We start from the raw sequence: 16,562 nt of genomic DNA on the forward strand, positions 1-16,562 counted from the left end.
TGTAGAAAATCTGTGTTTTCATTTGCCTGAAAGAGCCAGCTTGAGCGGGGGCTGCATATAAGTTTTTGAAAAATAAGGAACCAGAGCCAAAATGATTGAGACTAATGTCTCTCGCCATCACGAAACATTTTTCCAGGTAGTTCAAAGTTATTACCAGCTAACAAAGCCTCGAATTATTCCGTTGCTTTTGATCACCACGGCTGGAAGTATGTGGATTGCTGCTAAGGGAGAAGTAGACCCATTGCTGTTGCTAGTAACTCTCACTGGTGGCACTTTGGCTGCTGCAAGCGCCCAGACGATTAACTGTGTCTATGATCGGGATATTGATTATGACATGGAGCGGACGCGCCATCGTCCGATACCTTCGGGTAAGGTGCAGCCACGCGATGCTCTAATTTTTGCGATCGCACTGGCAACGATTTCTTTTACACTCCTAGCAGTATTTGCCAACGTGTTAGCCGCCCTGTTAGCTTTCTCTGGCATCGTCTTTTATATTTTGGTCTATACCCACTGGCTAAAACGCCACACCACCCAGAATATCGTTGTTGGTGGGGCGGCTGGGGCAATTCCGGCGTTAGTGGGTTGGGCTGCTGTCACGGGGACATTAAGCTGGTCAGCATGGCTGATTTTTGCCATCGTCTTCTTGTGGACACCACCCCATTTCTGGGCGCTAGCTCTAATGATTAAAGATGACTACGCAAAAGTTGGGATACCAATGTTACCTGTGATTGAAGGTACTACGGCAACTGTAAAGCAGATTTGGTATTACACGCTGGTGACAGTATTTGCAACCGTGTTGTTGTTTTATCCCTTGGGCGCAAGTGGAATTCTTTATGCTGCGATCGCCCTAAGTCTGGGAGGATTATTTATCCACAAATCTTGGCGTTTGTTGCAAAATCCAGAGGATCGCACTGTAGCTAGAGAGTTGTTTCTCTATTCCATCTCCTACATGATGCTGTTGTGTCTGGGGATGGTAGTGGATAGCCTTCCCATTACCCATAATCTAATTAATGCAGCGATCAATCAGTTGCATTTTATAGCTTAGGGGATGGAAAATTTAGCGATCGCGTTTGGTAAAGAGGCGCGATCGCATTTTTGGAAATTAAAAAATATACATATATAATTAGACTTTGGCGGATTTGCACTCGTCAGTAAAGTTTCAGTTATGAGTGAATTTCTTAAAAATTAATTACACTCACCTATTTATCTATTTTTAATAGCTATGGAAAAAGCAACGCAAGCAATTCGTCACGAGTTAAACCAGCATGAGCTGCAACATCTTTGAGTATGGCGTTAAGAGTGCCAATTTTAATCGGGTCATGGGCGGGAACCGTAATATGATGTTCGCCATTCTGTTGAGTAGTTAACCGAATGTGGCTACCCTTTTGATGAGTCACCTCGTATCCTAGACGAGCAAGAGCGTTAACTAATTCTGAACCAGATAAATCTCGTGGGAGCTTCAAGAAGCTATTACCTCATCACGAACTATGTGTAACCGAATGATTTTGGGACGGTTTTGTTCGTTAGGAAAATGGCAGTGAACCGCATCACGCAGCATTTCCCGTAATGTTTCTATATCGTCAGCCTGAGTAAAAATTGACTCGGTTAAAGCTCTAGCTGTATAACCACCATCAGGATCATCTTCAACGAGAAATACAATTTCAGTCATAGCGAATCTTTCCTTAACTACTAGATTTTACAATTTACAAGCCTTGATGTAAGGGCAGAGAGTCTTTTTCTTCTTCCATCTAATCTCATACTCCATACTGCTCTGGGTAGTTGTCCAGCCGGAGCAGTTAATATAAATGATAGAAAATCATAAGGCTTCCAATTATTTTTAATCCGCCATCCTAGAGACTCACCAAAATACTTCCAGGTTTCCAAATCTAAGTCAGGTTTTCCCCCAACGCTGTCCCATATTTGCTTCTGGATACTAAAACCAAAGCGCCCATTACTGTATTTCACCCACAAGCGATCAATAGTTAAGAGGTCTTGACAGGGAAACTCTTTTATATCTTCTACTCTGAGGTAACATTCTTTTTCTCGATGAGATATTTTAAGCATAAGCTTCCAGGTTTCTTGATCAGCTTCTTTCCATTTGCCAGATGCTAGTAGCTTTTGCAAAATTGTATAATCTATCCCTACAGCTGAATTTAGATTCTCAGCATTAATAGCTTGTATTACTTTATCAACAGATTGATAGCGTTCCTTCACATCATCCTGAATTAACTTATCTAAAACTTGCCCAAATTCAGAAGTAATACTTCTACCTTTCGGTAAGTATTTTTTCCATATCCAGCAACCCCTGAGCGCATCATAAAGTTCATCAGAACCATCTGCTTTTAGTAAACATTTCGTTAACAGCCGAATACAAGTTACACCCAAACTATAAAGGTCACTTGCAGGGAAAACTTGACCACGCATTTGCTCTAATGGTGTATATCCAGGCGTTCCTACTGTTGTGCCAACACCTACAAAAGTTTTTGTAATTTGTTTAGAAACACCAAAATCAATTAATATTAAATTGCCATCCAGACGGCGCATGATATTTTCTGGCTTGATATCTCGGTGAATTACACCGCGTTCATGGATAAACTTCAGGATAGGCAATAAATCAGTTAAAAGCTGTTTGATCTTTTCTTCGCTAAAGGCTCCCTGCTGCTGCAATTCTTGTAATAAATTCTGCCCCGGAATCAACTCTTGTACCAAATAAAGCCGCTTATCCTGTTCAAAATAAGCAATCAGGCGGGGAATTTGCGGGTGTTCTCCCAAGTCATACAGACGCTTCGCCTCTTGCTTAAATAACTCTGTAGCTTTTTCAAGTGCAGCTGTTCCTTCAAATTGAGGGACAAATTGCTTAATTACGCAAGGTTCATCTATTCTATCTGCATCCCTGGCTTCATAAGTTCTGCTAAATCCACCCTCACCCAAAAGTCGTATTACCCGGAAACGGTTTCTGAGTAATGATGTGAGTGTTTGTCCACACTTAATGCAAAACTTATTGTCATCAGAGTTAAAGGGATTTAAACAACTGGAATTAGAACAGTAAAGCATATTTGGGAATATATCAGCAGATAGTGTCTATGTTCAGTTTTCCCAATTTATGCTTACTGGGTTTCACGAGTCTTTATATTTTTGAGCAGATTTACTTCTAGTGGCGTCTCCAGTCTCAAGTTACTTTTGCTAGCGTAGTGATATAGAGTTTATCGCTCCCCAGTAAGCGCCTGGAAGCAAAAGGATTAATATGGCTCATTTAAATCAGCGTCGTCCTCAAAATGTCAACGGCGATTTTTATGTAGATAGTACCTGTATTGATTGTGATACCTGTCGCTGGATGGCTCCTGAAGTATTTTATGATGTTGATGATCAATCGGCTGTTTATCATCAACCAACCAATGATGCGGAAAGATTAGCAGCGCTTGAAGCACTTTTAGCTTGTCCTACTAGTTCTATTGGCACAGTTGAAAAGCCAAAAGATATCAAAGTAGCTCAAGAAAAGTTTCCAATATTAGTAGCGGAAAATGTTTACCACTGCGGCTATCATTCTGAAAAATCTTACGGTGCTACTAGCTATTTAATTCAACTTCCAGAAGGTAACATTTTGGTGGATTCTCCCCGGTTTACGCCGCCTTTAGTCAAGCGTTTAGAAGAACTGGGGCCAATTCGTTATATGTACCTAACTCATAAGGATGATGTGGCAGATCATCAAAAGTTTGCCGAGCATTTTCAGTGCGATCGCATCCTCCACATTGATGATATTACTGCCGATACTCGCAATGTGGAAATACAGCTAACTGGTTCTGAACCATTTGCCTTGACTCCAGATTTATTAATTATCCCAGTTCCCGGTCATACCAAAGGACAAACCGTCCTACTCTACAAAAATAAGTTTCTGTTCAGTGGCGATCATCTCGCTTGGTCAGAAAGCTTGCACCAACTGACTGCATTCCACGGTGCTTGCTGGTATTCTTGGTCAGAACAGACTAAATCAATGCGTAACTTGGCTAATTACTCTTTTGAGTGGGTGCTACCAGGTCATGGGCGAAGGTTTCATGCTGATCGGGAAACCATGCACCAGCAGATGCACAAGTGTATTGAGTTGATGGAATCTTTGAATTGACCAAATAATTCATAATTATTCGGTTATATGGCAAAACCCACGAAAAACCTAACCCCCTTCCCGGCACGGGAAGGGGAAAAATTCAAAGTCTCTCTCCTTTAGGGCTACGGTGTACACACAAGTGCTTTCGTTCACAACACAAGTGCTTTCGTTCATAACACAAGTGCTTTCGTTCACAACACAAGTGCTTTCGTTCATAACACAAGTCTTTCCGTTCACAACACAAGTACTTTCGTTCATAACACAAGTACTTTCGTTCATAACACAAGTCTTTTTTGAGCTTTGAGGGAATGAAACAGCTTTGCTTTTCAAGAGGGGGTTGGGGGATTAAAAGTCGTGGAGCCACTCTAAAAGACTTGTGTGTACACGGTAGCCTTCAAGGAGAGAGGTCAGACTGTATTGCATACAAACCAGAAACGCTATAACCTGGGTTTTAGCACGCTTTTAACCAAACACGGATTATGAAAAAGCTGATCAACAAGCCGGAAGACTTTGTGCGGGAAAGTCTAGAAGGTATGGCGGCGGCTCATTCCGATTTAATTAAACTGAACTACGATCCCGCCTTTGTCTATCGAGCCAATGCACCTATTCCAGGTAAAGTAGCAATTATTTCAGGTGGTGGCAGTGGACATGAACCAATGCACGCTGGCTTCGTGGGCAAAGGAATGCTTGATGCAGCTTGTCCTGGAGAGGTTTTCACTTCACCTACTCCTGACCAAATGCTAGAAGCAGCCAAGCAAGTAGATGGAGGCTCTGGTATCCTTTATATCGTCAAAAATTACAGTGGCGATGTCATGAACTTTGAGATGGCAACGGAGTTAGCCCGTGGTGAAGGCATTCGATCGCTAAATATTTTGATTGATGACGATGTAGCAGTCAAGGATAGTCTCTATACCCAAGGACGGCGGGGTGTAGGAACAACAATACTGGCGGAAAAAATTTGTGGCGCGGCGGCTGAGGCAGGGTATGATTTGCCACAAATAGCAAATTTATGTCGCCGAGTAAATCTGAATGGACGGAGTATGGGAATTGCTCTAACATCTTGTACAGTGCCCGCGAATGGAACGCCGACATTTGAATTGGGCGATCGCGAAATTGAATTAGGTATCGGTATCCACGGTGAGCCAGGAACAGAACGTACAGCTATCAAATCAGTAGACGAGATTACCGAAATTTTGACGCGATCGCTTATCGAGGATGCAGCATACAGCCGCACACTCCGCGAGTGGGATGAAGACAAAGGAGAATGGGTAGATGTAGAACTAACAAATCTCCCATTTGCCAAAGACGATCGCTTATTAGCTTTTGTCAATAGTATGGGTGGAACCCCGATTTCTGAACTGTATATTGTGTACCGCAAACTCGCCCAAATCTGCGAACACCAAGGATTGCAAATTGTGCGAAACTTGATAGGCCCTTACATCACATCTCTAGAAATGCAAGGTTGCTCCATTACCTTGCTGAAATTAGATGATGAGATGATCCGGTTATGGGATGCACCAGTAAAAACACCAAGTTGGCGCTGGGGAATTTCATAATTATGAATTACGAATTATTTTAATATGTTGACTCAGGCGCAGATATTACAATGGTTGCAAGCTTATGCAACTGAGATAGAGCAGAATAAAGCATATTTGACAGAATTAGATGCTGTGATCGGAGATGCGGATCATGGGATCAATATGGATCGCGGCTTTAAAAAAGTAAGTGCTCAGTTACCAACTCTTACAGACAAGGACATCAGCAGTATTCTCAAAGCTGTGAGTATGACCTTAATTTCTTCTATTGGCGGTGCTAGTGGGCCTCTTTATGGCACCTGGTTTTTACGAGCCAGTACAGCAGTAGTTGGTAAGCAAGAATTAACAGAACAAGATGTTTTAGGATTACTCCAAGCAGGCTTAGACGGGGTACTGCAACGTGGCAAAGCGCAACTAGGAGACAAAACAATGGTGGATGTGCTGTCTCCATCTGTAGCCGCTTTTGGGCAAGCTGTAGGAGAAAGGAAGGGAACGCTGGAAGCTATGCAACAGGCTGTAGTAGCAGCCCAAAAAGGGTTGCAAGAAACTATACCGATGCAAGCAAAAAAGGGACGGGCTAGCTACCTGGGAGAACGAAGCATCGGACATCAAGATCCAGGAGGGACTTCTGCTTATTTGATGTTGAAAAGTCTGTTAGGGGTGTTGGAAAGTTCTGGGGAATAACGCTGGCTGTATCAGATAAATGGCTCACTACAAACCTTTTCACAAGCTAGTGTGAGTATTTATTTTAGGCGATCGCGGCTATTTTCATGAAGACCGTTCAAGATAACCAGACAACCTTATACATTTCAACAAGACCAACAAACTAAATGTATCCTTAATGCTCTGCTTAATCTTTAAATTAAACTCTTTCGTTACCATTTCCTTTAGATGAATTTTATAAAGTTTGGTTTATTAATTCAGTAGATGCTGTTTTAATAGTTGAGTAAATATTGGGTTATCACATCCTCAAAAGGATCATACATTTATCTTAATGCTTTCTGATTACTCAACTGTAGCCCTGCAATAAAGAATTTATTTTCAGTTTCTAGTTGAAACATTGTTTCCATAAAATATTCACGAAACAGCCTTGAAGTATTACATACGTAATCTATTGGTGACAGTTTTAGCTGTGGTTTTGGTCTTTTTCGGGATAATGTCATTAAGCTATACGCCAATCAATGTGATGGCGCGTAAAAAACTAAAAATTTAGAGGGTAAGCAATATGACATCTTTTGAATCAAATGAAAGCAATTTCTTTGAAATAGATGGTATGCATTTAAGAATCTGGGAACCCAATCTTATAGTGTTACCTATCCCGGAAAATCGCTCTGATTCCAGTATCTCTGTAGAAATTGTGGAAATTAAGGTTTACCTAATCAATAACACGCCAAATCCTTGTCATCTCAACCCCAATCAAACCTTAATTCCAGAGCTTTTGACATCAGATGGTCAAGTATTACAAGGGCAAATAACTTTAGATGAAGCTGTTGACGAACTTCAAAGGAACATACCTCCCCAGGCAGCTTTTGGAATTTGGTTAACACAGCTCGTATCAAACTTAGCCCAATCGCTAAAGCGAAGTGAGACTAGAGTATTTGATCCTCGTTTAATCGATTCGGGACTACACATACCCCTTACTTTGGCTCTAAGGCTGATTTGGCAAAATAACCATCTGCAACTTCAAGTTATTAACAGCCCTAACTCTTCATCAAAAATTTTTCGCTTTCTTGACAAATCTTGGTTTTTCAATATTCCCCAACCAGGATCGTATCAGCTTCGGTTTATATGGGGTAATTATAGTGAAAGTGAATCAAGCTCAGACCCGCTGACAGAAGAAACAGTGAGTACGGTGCAATTGGCGACTCAATTCGTGAATCTCCGCCTTGTTGAACCCGTGGGATCTCATAACAGTGCAATAGGAATAGATGGTATCCGCTTTGAAACCTTGATGCCAGAACGAGTGTTGACACTGCCAGAAAAAAAGCGTGGTATTAAGACTCGTATGCAGTTAGGGATTCGCATTACTAATAATACGCCCACAGCAGTCCGCTTTAGCTTTTTTGCTACTATAATTTCCCGACTTGTGGGAGCAGACGGTCAACTACATTTGCAAGAGTATTATCGGCGTGGTACTAAAAGACCATTAGACTCAGATTTTCCATTAGTTATGCCAGGAGAAAATGTCACCTTCTTTCCATACTCCTTACTATATTGGCGAAAGCGCGACCAATTTGTTCTTAAGATCGAAGCCGGAGATGGGGGTTATTGGAGTTTTGATGCTCTAAAAATCGATATCTATAAAATTCAGCTTGTCTACAACAACATATATGTAACTAAAGAAATATATAACCGAGAAAGTATGAATACAAACTTGATAGAAGGACTTTGGGTAGGCATGGTATCTACGCCGTTTATTGAGTTTTGCTTAGTCCAGCCTTGAACTCAAAAGAGATAAAGATAGGGATTAATTTAACAGCAATACAGAAAATTCAGTCACGATATCCTGACGATCAAATTTTCACGGCGGTGGGTACTGGGAGAACAGTAAGTGGATTTACCCTCGAAGTTGGTGAACAAGAAACCTACGGCAGTTGGGAGCAATTTCAGCAGTCTATAGTGAAAAAGTCGCGTTTAACTCTGAATAACATTAATCATGGAGTAGTTGGGTATCAAGGGGTTTTCGCTCAAGTAAAACTGCAATATCAGGGTAATAATTTACCAAAAGTTTGGCGGAATGGACACTACCACGATTGGCGCGATCATTTTGCTGTTTACCAAAATGCTGATGGTAATAAAACCCCGATTTATCTGGGATGGAAGTCAGGTAAGCTCAGAATTGAGGCGGGTGGACATCAGTTTCAGGGTCAGAGCGATTGAAGAAGAATTCAGAATCCAGAGAGAACTCTCTTGCGCGGCTTCCGCAGCTCAGAAGTTTGGAGAATCAGAATTACTCTTCATCAGGGATTGGGATCACCCACTTCGTCGTAGACATCGCCTAAAAATTCAAACTTATCTAATTATCTGATTCACAACAGATGCACTCTGAATACGCCATTTACCTCGTTGTCTAATCAAATCATACCGAACTCGCAAATTCTCGTTAGAAGAGTTTTTAAACTGACCATTTTCATATAACTGCGTCGCTTCCTTCACCGTAGCTACTACTGCGGCACGATCTGCGAATAAATCAATTTTCTCTACAGATGCCACCTTTACGCTATGGTCGTACTTGCGATAACGGTTGTCTGACCTATCCTGTTGAGCAATCAGCCGCCATTGAGACAAAGCTGAACCAGTTAAAATCTGCTCTAAATTATTAATCTCATGATTCGGCCCTAAAGCTTCGGCTTTCGTAGATAGCCAATTGCGAATGATTTCCTCTGCCGCTGCATCTGTTAAAGGGCCATCTAGTCCTAGTGGTTTACTATTTGGAGGGGGAATAGATATTGGTGGTTGATTTATTTGTACAAACAACTGTGAAGTAGGTGCAGATCGTGTAGGAAAAAACAGATTTTTTAACCATCCAAAAGTTGTTGTGGCTAATACCCAGAAAACTAATAGACTCACCAAAGAAATAAACACTCTCCATACCAGCCGTGTTTTCCCTTCGATGGTGTTAGCAAAAGTTCGCCGCCGCCGAGGACGACGAGAATGGGGACGATTATCCGCTACACGCTCCCGAATAGCAGATGGAGTAGGTTTTCTCCGCCGACGCTTTTGGTTATGAGCAGGTGTAGCACTTTTAGCTGAACCGTTCAAATGCTGATTAGTGCCTCTGCTCGTCCGTTCAGCAGCAGGAACCTCTGATTTTACATTTCCAGATGAATTCCACATAGATGGTGAGAAATTTGAATATTCTGGTGTGTCTGGCAAATCTAGGTCAGGTGTTCTGCTGTGGTTAAATTGCCTTGGAGTCCTATTTGAATTCTTAGGAAAAGGCGAATTATTTGTCTGCGGCTGGGGAAAATTTTGGGGGTTAATTACAGCCCACTCATTAGTTGTTTCTGCATCCGTTGGCAGTGCTTCTAAATAAGCTTGTACCTGTTGGTTAGCAAAGTAATCTTTTAGGAAAGCTTGCTGGTTTGCTAAATCTCGAAAATGGGGAAATACTTCGTGTTGCAACCACTGTTCTGCATATAGACACAGCCCTGGTAACAAATCTGGAGAGTCTTGAGATTTTTCTCTAATAAAAGCTAAAGCTTCGTACTCCTGACTAAGTTCTAAAACCCGAGTTGCTTCTTCAGTTTGTCCCAAAAGTAACGCACATAGAGACTGTTCTAAATGTACATCTTGGCGCTTGCCCAGACGTATGAGCATTTGCCTTGCTTGACGAATTAAAGCAGGTTGCCGTTGAGCAAATCCCCGCGCTATTAAGGCATAAACAGCCAAGTAAGTGGCAACAGCAGAAGGACGTTTGCTTTGGGCTTCAAATAACTTATGCTGCTCGGCGACTGTTAAGTGGTTACGTAATTGCTGGATAAACCGCAGAAAGTCATCTATATTTAGACCAGAGTCATCATTGTTCGTGCCATCAATCCCGCCACGATCTTCTAAGAGATTTTGCAATAATTCTAAACCTTGGCTTCGTTCGGCAGTCTTTTCTTGAGGTAGTGCCAGCAACTCCAAAATTCGATATGGTCGCAATTTATAAAGATCCGCTTGAATTTCTGCCTGGACACTGGCGAACAACCCTTCGCGTACTAACAGTTCTTGACCAGTTTCTAGAGATATGGCGGCATTTTCATAGTGACCTTGCTGCCACTGTTCGCGACCTAATTCTAGACAAGCAAGGGCGACAGTGAGAACAACATCCGGATGTTCAGCACTTTCGTGTATTTCTTCGTCTGCTAAATTATTGCTTTTTCTTGCACTTGTAGTACCATTTTTATTTACCAGGTACGGACGACCTAGTTTTAGTACAAGTTCGTATTCCCCCAACTCTTGCAAAATTAATAAAGCGCCAACCAACTCGTCTTGAGTAATTTCGATACCCAGACTCTGGGTATCACTACCCCTTTTGGTGCTTTCTGGACGATTTTCCAGTGCTACTGCGGCAGCAGCAAGGTTATCAGGGTCATAGGCGTGGGTAAGATAAAGCTGATCGTAGGTACTGCGTTGTTTTGGATCTGATAAAACCACGTAAGCTTCTTCTATGAGTTGTTTACGAGAAGAAATTGCTGCCTGAGAATACTCACGTCGTGGCAATTGTACAATGCGATCGCTGTATGCCTGCCGCAATTGTTCATCACTTGCCGCTAACGGTAGTCCTAAAATTCGGTAGTAATCTAGCGGAATTCGCACAGCCTACTTCCCCTGCACCGTGATCAACATAATTCACCTAGAGCGTTCCAGGCCTGTAAAACCGTGCCATAAAAATGCCGTATAGAATTTACTCTACAAGTGTATATTGCAACAACTTGTTTTGTACCTTCCCGAAATTTTGAGTCACATTCTAGTACTAATTTTTTGCTTTCGCCTAGAAAGCCTCAATTGTTTGTTTTAATTCTTAGTATTTTTGTTTAACACAACTATTATCAGCCTTCGATACCACAAACCACAACTACCGCTTTTAATCACGGCATAATTGTTGTGGCTGGAAGAATCTATTGATGATTGATTTTTTTGGGACTTTCCCACTAGCCAGTAACAAAAATACCACTATTGGGGATTTACCCTGATAACAGGAGACAAAAATCATATCATAATTTACCCCTCATTACAATTACCTATTTGGGTATTATAGATTTTTGCCTCCTTTTTTTTTAAATTGTTAATGGATATGCAGAAAGCAGTCTATCTTGATTGCTAGTCTGTGAAGGGGAATAGTGAGAGAGAAAACCTAAAGCGGCAGATATTGCCGTTAGAGTCAAATCCTCACGGGGTATGAGCTGAAAAGTTAAAAATCAAAAATTAAAAATTCAGCTATTCCCTAAGACCCTTTTTAGGTGCATAAATAAAGTTTGATTGTTGAGTCTTACAAACGCTAGCCTGTTAAAAGCTGAGGTGTTATCAGACCAACTTATTTAAGACCGTAACTTTAAGTTGTACAACAGGGATACTCAAAAATAATGGTTCAAGAGCGTACTTTACCCACTTTTAATCCTGCTACTACGCAAATTACTAAGGAAGAAGGGTTACGGTTGTATGAGGATATGGTATTAGGGCGCTTGTTTGAAGACAAGTGCGCTGAAATGTACTACAGGGGCAAGATGTTTGGTTTTGTCCATTTGTACAACGGTCAGGAAGCCGTTTGCAGTGGTGTTGTACAGTCAATGCGACCGGGTGAAGATTTCGTTTGTAGTACCTACCGCGACCACGTTCATGCTCTGAGTGCGGGTGTACCAGCAAAAGAGGTAATGGCAGAATTATTTGGCAAAGCCACAGGTTGCAGCAAAGGGCGCGGTGGTTCCATGCACATGTTTTCTGCCGAACATCGCTTGCTGGGTGGCTATGCTTTTGTGGCTGAGGGAATTCCTGTAGCAGCTGGAGCGGCTTTTCAAACCAAATACCGCCGCGAAGTGCTAGGAGATAAAAATGCTGACCAAGTTACAGCTTGCTTTTTTGGCGACGGTGCAGCTAATAACGGTCAGTTTTTTGAGACACTAAATATGGCAGCCCTATGGAAACTGCCAATTCTGTTTGTAGTCGAAAATAATAAGTGGGCCATTGGTATGTCTCACGAGCGAGCCACTTCCCAGCCAGAGATTTATAAAAAAGCCAGTGTATTTGACATGGTGGGCGTGGAAGTAGATGGCATGGATGTACTAGCAGTACGAGCCGTAGCCCAAGAAGCTGTAGCCCGTGCCCGTGCAGGTGAAGGCCCAACATTAATTGAGGCGCTTACCTACCGCTTCCGGGGTCACTCCTTGGCTGACCCAGATGAAATGCGGAGCAAAGCTGAGAAAGAATTTTGGTTCGCCCGTGACCCAATTAAGAAGTTGGCAGCTTATTTGGTTGAGCAAAATCTGGCGGATGAGGGAGAAATTAAAGCAATTGACCGTAAAATTCAGGATGTAATCGACGAGGCCGTTAAGTTCGCCGAAAGCAGCCCTGAACCAGACCCTAGTGAGTTATATCGTTTCGTGTTTGCTGAAGACGAATAACAAAGTTAGGAGTTAGGAGTTAGGAGTTAGAAATTATGAATTGTTAACTCCTAACTCACAACTTCTAACTCATAACTATCCCTATACCTAGGACTAAAATTTGTGTTTAGCATTGCAGTTCAACAGCAACAGTACAAGACCTACATTCTTTCTGACGAAGCCGCTGGTTCTCAATTGGAAGTCGTACCCGAACGCGGCGGTATCATCACCCATTGGCGCATTCAAAGGCAAGAAATTTTCTACCTGGATACTGAACGCTTTACTCATCCTGAGTTGAGTGTCAGAGGTGGAAATCCAATTTTGTTTCCGATTTGTGGCAATCTACCAGATAATACTTACACTCATAACGGTCAAAAATATACTCTCAAGCAACACGGTTTTGCTCGTGAATTGCCGTGGTCAGCAACGGAACAAAAAACTAAAGATCAAGCTAGTCTGACTGTAGTTCTCAATAGCAATGAGCAAACCAAGGCTGTTTATCCTTTTGATTTTCAACTGGCTTTCACTTACGAACTTCAAGGTAATACCCTAGAAGTCCGCCAGCAGTATAAAAATTTATCATCTACACCAATGCCCTTTTCAGCTGGTTTCCATCCCTACTTTCTGTGTGGTGATAAAACTCAGTTAGAGCTTGAAATTCCTTCTAAGCAGTATCAAGATAATCAAACTAAGGAAATTCACTCTTTTGACGGCAATTTTGACTTTAGCCATGATGAAATTGATTTTGCCTTTGGACAGTTAACGAGTCAATCAGCCACCGCGATAGATCACAGCCGGAAGTTAAAACTCACCTTGGATTATGATGATTTCTCTACCTACCTGGTATTTTGGACAGTCAAAGGCAAAGAATTCTACTGTCTAGAACCGTGGAGTGCCACTCGTAACTCTCTAAATACTGGTGATAACCTGACTGTGTTAGCACCAGGAGCTAGCCACACAGCATCTGTAAGGTTGACTGCTAATTTTTTCTAAACCTCTTTACAAATCTACAGATGTATATGCTATGATTGCAAAGTTGCGAAATGCAGCGAAAGGGTCGCTAACTCAACGGTAGAGTACTCGGCTTTTAACCGATTAGTTCCGGGTTCGAATCCCGGGCGACCCATATAAAAGTTTATTAAATGATATAAAGGGGCGATCGCTCCTCTTTGTAATTGCAGAAAGAAGCATTTTGAATACTGGGCTACCAGAGCTACTAGTTATAGAGTATCTAAATGTACAGCAATACAAAGCAAGTATGGGGCATAGTACAGCAGTAGAGAACAAGTATAGAACATATTTATAATAACTATGGCGTAAACTTTTTCAACATAGACACACGACACTAGTTATAATTTCCTATAAGTTGAAAAAACTCTTAAGATTTAGCGTAAGAATTACGCTTCTCTCAGACCGACTAGCTGACAACCACATTAGGAGGACTATCTATGGCGCTTGTACCACTGCGGCTGCTGTTGGATCACGCAGCCGAAAACGGTTACGGCATCCCAGCTTTCAACGTAAACAATTTGGAGCAGATTCAGGCGATCCTGAAGGCTGCTGTCGAGACAGATAGCCCCGTAATTTTACAAGCTTCACGCGGCGCTCGTAATTATGCAGGAGAAAACTTCCTTCGCCACCTGATTTTGGCAGCGGTAGAAACCTATCCTCACATTCCCATTGTCATGCACCAAGATCATGGGAATGCGCCTGCTACCTGCTACTCAGCAATTAAGAACAACTTCACCAGCGTGATGATGGATGGTTCTTTAGAAGCTGATGCTAAGACCCCCGCTAGCTTCGAGTACAACGTTAGTGTTACCCGCGAAGTTGTAAATGTAGCTCATGCTCTGGGTGTCAGCGTTGAAGGTGAACTCGGTTGTTTGGGTTCTCTAGAAACTGGTGCTGGTGAAGCTGAAGATGGTCACGGGTTTGAAGGTACACTCGACCATTCGCAATTGCTAACCGACCCCGATGAAGCTGTTGACTTCGTAGAAGCAACTCAAGTAGATGCTTTGGCTGTTGCCATTGGCACAAGCCACGGTGCTTACAAGTTTACCCGCAAGCCGACTGGCGAAATTTTGGCTATCAGCCGCATTGAAGAAATTCACCGCCGTCTGCCTAACACCCACTTGGTAATGCACGGTTCTTCTTCTGTACCTGAAGATTTGCTTGCACTGATTAACCAATATGGTGGTGCAATTCCTGAAACCTACGGTGTACCTGTAGAAGAAATCCAAAAAGGCATCAAGAGTGGTGTACGTAAAGTAAACATTGACACCGACAACCGTTTGGCAATTACTGCTGCTGTCCGTGAAGCTTTGGCTAAAAAACCAGAGGAGTTTGACCCCCGTCACTTCCTCAAGCCTTCTATTACATACATGCAGAAGGTTTGTGCTGAACGCTATCAGCAATTTGGCACAGCTGGCAACGCCAGCAAGATTAAGCAAATTTCTTTGGAAGATTTTGCTGCTAAGTATGCTAAAGGTGAACTTAACGTTGTTACCAAATCAGCTGCTAAAGTTTAATTTTGACAACAAATAAATAGGGGCACATTACTGCTATGCTCCTCAAAAACTGAGGGTTTTAATGTTGTCAGAAACCGGGTGTTTACCCGGTTTTTTGTTTTATTCATTCAGGTTTGGGCATGGGGCATGGGGCATTGGGTATTGGGCATTGAAAAGAGGCAGAGGGGAAAACTTTGTTCCCTTGCTCCCTACTCCCTGCTCCCTTGCTTCTTCTCCAGTCCCCAGTCCCTAGAACACCCGATGTTGTAAAGATGGCATTTGACGCCGGACTTGTTCGAGCCTAGTGGGCTTGATTTCTGCGATCGCAATTCCCGGCTTTTCTCCAGCATCGGCTAAAATTACACCCCAAGGGTCGATAATGACCGCGTGTCCGTGGGTTAAACGGCGGGCGTAGTTATTGCCTGTTTGGGCAGGAGCAATGACGTAGGCGGTATTTTCGATGGCTCTAGCTTGTAGTAGTACTTGCCAGTGGTCTTTGCCAGTAAAGGCAGTAAAGGCAGCGGGAATAAACATAACATCAGCTCCCTTATCTGCCAGATGACGATACAGTTCAGGGAAGCGGACATCATAACAAATAGAAAGTCCTAGATTACCGAATTTTTCTGAGAAATGGACGGGGGGTAGTTGCGTACCAGCCACAACGGTGCTGGATTCGCGATAGGTGTTGCCATCAGGGACGTCAACATCAAATAAGTGTACTTTGTAGTAGCGGGAAAGTTCTTGACCGTTTGGGTCGATGAGTAGAGTGGTGTTATAAACTTTGCCTGTATTGTCTACCGGAAGTGGAAAGCTGCCGCCCAAGATGGTAATTTGAAAGCGTTGAGCCATTTTTTTGAGAAATTTTTCACTTTCAAGAGCGATCGCATCACCTTGTGCGAGTTTATCTTTTTCTTCTCCCATATAGGAAAAGTTTTCTGGCAAACCTACCAATTCAGCACCTTGACGCACGGCAAGCTCTATTAATTCTTCTGCCTGTGCCAAATTTTTGTGTAGATCGGGCACACTGGTCAATTGAATAGCGGCGGCTAAATAAGACTTCATAGATTCAACAACGAATAGTTGATTTATGGAAGATAGATTATCAAAATATATCGCTACTTCCAAATCTGTGGAACTTAATTAGAAATCCATCAGCGTTACTTTTCTTTAACAGACTTGTTTTATTGCTGCTCTTAATCTTCCTCTGGGTTCTAGCAAACTGAATAATATTACGATTAGGTTGCGCTCAAATCCTGATAAAAGCCGCCTGATATGAATATTTCTGTATTACAGAGTAACTAAATTTATTTATGAGATTATTATACCAATTCTA

At 42.3% G+C, this 16,562-nt stretch carries 14 protein-coding genes, 1 tRNA gene and 1 pseudogene; 11 read left to right on the forward strand and 5 right to left on the reverse strand.

The genetic code is table 11. The features are described from left to right. Nucleotides 1-91 precede the first annotated feature (91 nt). Nucleotides 92-1,045, forward strand: coding sequence for a heme o synthase (locus tag HWQ40_RS32160; RefSeq protein ID WP_292786016.1), 954 nt, complete (start codon nt 92-94; stop codon nt 1,043-1,045). A 175-nt stretch (nt 1,046-1,220) separates the two neighbouring features. Here HWQ40_RS32160 and HWQ40_RS32165 read toward each other — a convergent pair whose 3' ends face one another. Genes HWQ40_RS32165 through HWQ40_RS32175 form a run of 3 tightly spaced genes read right to left on the reverse strand, consistent with a single transcriptional unit; the run spans nt 1,221 to nt 3,054 of the window. Further along, on the reverse strand, nt 1,221-1,463 hold the full coding sequence (locus tag HWQ40_RS32165; RefSeq protein WP_292786018.1) for a type II toxin-antitoxin system HicA family toxin: 243 nt from the start codon (nt 1,461-1,463) through the stop codon (nt 1,221-1,223). Next, entirely contained in the window at nt 1,460-1,669 is a 210-nt protein-coding gene (locus HWQ40_RS32170) for a 2-oxoisovalerate dehydrogenase E1 subunit beta (protein WP_069071816.1), read from the reverse strand. Before HWQ40_RS32170 ends, HWQ40_RS32165 begins: the two co-directional genes overlap by 4 nt. A 20-nt stretch (nt 1,670-1,689) precedes the next feature. Continuing rightward, nucleotides 1,690-3,054 carry a serine/threonine-protein kinase gene (locus HWQ40_RS32175; protein ID WP_292786022.1) on the reverse strand — a complete coding sequence of 455 codons (1,365 nt, stop codon included), beginning with the start codon at nt 3,052-3,054 and terminating at the stop codon, nt 1,690-1,692. Between the two features lie 190 nt (nt 3,055-3,244). Between HWQ40_RS32175 and HWQ40_RS32180 the strand changes: the two genes are divergently transcribed. The 6 genes and pseudogenes from HWQ40_RS32180 to HWQ40_RS32200 all read left to right on the forward strand — a co-directional run bounded on the left by HWQ40_RS32180 (nt 3,245) and on the right by HWQ40_RS32200 (nt 8,517). Continuing rightward, nucleotides 3,245-4,120: an MBL fold metallo-hydrolase gene (locus tag HWQ40_RS32180; RefSeq protein ID WP_292786024.1), complete on the forward strand. Its 876-nt coding sequence runs from the start codon at nt 3,245-3,247 to the stop codon at nt 4,118-4,120. 210 nt (nt 4,121-4,330) lie between these two features. Next, a pseudogene (locus HWQ40_RS35785) lies at nt 4,331-4,399 on the forward strand (hypothetical protein); the annotation flags it as partial. A gap of 182 nt (nt 4,400-4,581) precedes the next feature. Further along, nucleotides 4,582-5,658, forward strand: a complete 1,077-nt coding sequence (dhaK, locus tag HWQ40_RS32185) for a dihydroxyacetone kinase subunit DhaK (protein ID WP_292786026.1) — start codon at nt 4,582-4,584, stop codon at nt 5,656-5,658. A 24-nt stretch (nt 5,659-5,682) separates the two neighbouring features. Beyond that, nucleotides 5,683-6,321 carry a dihydroxyacetone kinase subunit DhaL gene (gene dhaL / locus HWQ40_RS32190; protein WP_292786028.1) on the forward strand — a complete coding sequence of 213 codons (639 nt, stop codon included), beginning with the start codon at nt 5,683-5,685 and terminating at the stop codon, nt 6,319-6,321. 541 nt (nt 6,322-6,862) lie between these two features. After that, nucleotides 6,863-8,080 carry a hypothetical protein gene (locus HWQ40_RS32195; protein ID WP_292786030.1) on the forward strand — a complete coding sequence of 406 codons (1,218 nt, stop codon included), beginning with the start codon at nt 6,863-6,865 and terminating at the stop codon, nt 8,078-8,080. Next, the gene (locus HWQ40_RS32200) at nt 8,077-8,517 is read left to right on the forward strand and encodes a hypothetical protein (RefSeq protein WP_292786032.1); all 441 of its coding nucleotides are present in this window, start codon (nt 8,077-8,079) and stop codon (nt 8,515-8,517) included. The genes HWQ40_RS32195 and HWQ40_RS32200 overlap by 4 nt, the downstream gene beginning before the upstream one ends. A 132-nt stretch (nt 8,518-8,649) precedes the next feature. Here the strand turns inward: HWQ40_RS32200 and HWQ40_RS32205 are convergent, their stop codons facing one another. Further along, on the reverse strand, nt 8,650-10,941 hold the full coding sequence (locus tag HWQ40_RS32205; RefSeq protein ID WP_292786034.1) for an IMS domain-containing protein: 2,292 nt from the start codon (nt 10,939-10,941) through the stop codon (nt 8,650-8,652). 767 nt (nt 10,942-11,708) lie between these two features. Here HWQ40_RS32205 and pdhA point away from each other — a divergent pair. The 4 genes from pdhA to fba all read left to right on the forward strand — a co-directional run bounded on the left by pdhA (nt 11,709) and on the right by fba (nt 15,250). Further along, on the forward strand, nt 11,709-12,743 hold the full coding sequence (gene pdhA / locus HWQ40_RS32210; RefSeq protein WP_292786036.1) for a pyruvate dehydrogenase (acetyl-transferring) E1 component subunit alpha: 1,035 nt from the start codon (nt 11,709-11,711) through the stop codon (nt 12,741-12,743). A gap of 102 nt (nt 12,744-12,845) precedes the next feature. After that, entirely contained in the window at nt 12,846-13,715 is an 870-nt protein-coding gene (locus HWQ40_RS32215; protein ID WP_292786038.1) for an aldose epimerase, read from the forward strand. A 61-nt stretch (nt 13,716-13,776) separates the two neighbouring features. Further along, nucleotides 13,777-13,848: transfer RNA gene (locus HWQ40_RS32220), tRNA-Lys, on the forward strand. A 322-nt stretch (nt 13,849-14,170) separates the two neighbouring features. Continuing rightward, entirely contained in the window at nt 14,171-15,250 is a 1,080-nt protein-coding gene (gene fba / locus HWQ40_RS32225; protein ID WP_229485451.1) for a class II fructose-bisphosphate aldolase, read from the forward strand. Nucleotides 15,251-15,478: 228 nt separating this feature from the next. Here fba and HWQ40_RS32230 read toward each other — a convergent pair whose 3' ends face one another. Further along, entirely contained in the window at nt 15,479-16,291 is an 813-nt protein-coding gene (locus HWQ40_RS32230) for a carbon-nitrogen hydrolase family protein (protein ID WP_292786041.1), read from the reverse strand. Nucleotides 16,292-16,562: the final 271 nt, after the last annotated feature.

Source organism: Nostoc sp. NMS9, assembly GCF_017114995.1.
Classification (GTDB): domain Bacteria; phylum Cyanobacteriota; class Cyanobacteriia; order Cyanobacteriales; family Nostocaceae; genus Nostoc.